This window comes from Corynebacterium sp. HMSC05D03, assembly GCF_001807205.1.
In the GTDB taxonomy this organism is placed as follows: Bacteria; Actinomycetota; Actinomycetes; order Mycobacteriales; family Mycobacteriaceae; genus Corynebacterium; species Corynebacterium aurimucosum.
Genome location: NZ_KV788163.1, coordinates 1 through 1645 on the forward strand (window position 1 = coordinate 1; position 1645 = coordinate 1645).

Annotated in this window: 1 protein-coding gene; it reads left to right on the top strand. The window is 54.2% G+C overall.

Translation table 11 applies throughout. The features are described from left to right. Positions 1-96 precede the first annotated feature (96 nt). Positions 97-1560, top strand: a complete 1464-nt coding sequence (locus tag HMPREF3147_RS01790) for an integrase core domain-containing protein (protein WP_070443932.1) — start codon at positions 97-99, stop codon at positions 1558-1560. Positions 1561-1645: the final 85 nt, after the last annotated feature.

The following is a 1645-nucleotide window of genomic DNA, read 5'->3' on the forward strand; positions in this document are numbered from 1 at the left end:
TGTGATGTCTAGCGACTTTTTGGACACGGAGTCCAGGATGTTTTTGGACGGGATGTCTAGTGGCTTTTTGGACGTTTGCGGCGGTGGAATAGCCGGATGGCTATTCCATTGCATAAGCGTAGAAAGGTCGCAGATTTCGATCCCGTTCGTGACGGCAAGACGGTCACACAGTTTTGCAAAGAATTAGGAATCTCGCGGCAGACGTACCACAACATCAAAAGCCGGATAGCGCAGAAGGGTCGCGCAGGTATTGTGCCTGATTCGACTGCCCCGAAGAATCCGATGAAGAAATTTGACGAGGCCGATAAAATCGCAGTCGTCCACGCCAGACAGGAGTTGATGGAGCAAGGCTTGGATTATGGGCCTTGGTCGATCTACTACTTCTTGTTTGACACTTCAGGCCCAGATTCCACCCCATCGCGTTCTACAATCGCCTCGTGGCTGCATGAACTGGGATTTGTTGATGCCAATGCCCGCAAACGCCCCCGCAGCTCCTATAAGCGCTTCGCCCGTGATCTCGTCGGTGAACTCTGGCAAATCGATGGACTGGTCTACCGCCTCTTTGACCATGCCCACACACATGTCACGATTTACCAGATTATCGATGATGCCAGCAGATTCGATGTCGGAACCACAGCATTCGCTCTGCCAGAAAACGGTACTGATGCGCGCGCCGTACTGGCCGCAGCGTTCGCCGCCTACGGCAAACCTCAAGAAATCCTTTCCGACAATGGCGATGCGTTCGCCACCTATCACCGTGGTTTTCTCTCTGCTACTGAAACTTGGCTCGCTAGCCAAGGTGTACTTGCTATTGCTGGTTTCGCCCCGACAACCCAGGGAAAAGACGAACGCTCTCACCGCACGTTGACCCAGTTCCTCGATGCACGCCACCCAGTCAGCCTTGCTGAGGTCAACACATATCTGGCCGAATATCGCCAGGTCTACAACGAACGACGACGGCACCAATCACTGCTGGTCGGCAAAATGCACATCACACCACGCCAGGCCTTCGATACCTTCCCCAAGGCACCATCGCCTACACATCCACTCGATCCTGAGCAGGTCTGGGCCCGCATAGTCGCCTATAACCAAGCGCACAATCCACACGCTGTATCCGAAATGCTAAACGGCCCCGCGGAAGCGGCAACTTCACACGAGGCCAGCACCGATGACATGGCAGCTTTGCAAGGCATACCTCCCACCGATACCCCCACACTAACGGCACCGACGACACAATCAACAAACCATTGGGGTATCCCAGACCAGCTCTGCGTAAGCAAAGACGGCGTTGTACGCGTGTGCAGCTTCGGTCTCTACATTGGTCTGAGGTTTAAAAACCGCAGACTCTACTCCACAGTCACAGCCGAAAACGTTGCGGAGTTCTACACGGCCCATGACGGTGAATTCCTCTTCAGCGTGCCACTGCCGATCACGTTAAGCCACAGACCACCAGGTGGCCAGATCAACATCAACCTCGTTGAAGGAATGAAACACCGCCAACCACCGCGGATGAACCCGAAACTATCCAAACCCCGGCCGAAACGCAGGCCGCAACCATAAACCGCTAGAAGTGTCCAAGACCTCCATGGATTCCGTGTCCAAAAAGACACCGGACTCCATGTCCAAAAACCCTATGGACATAACA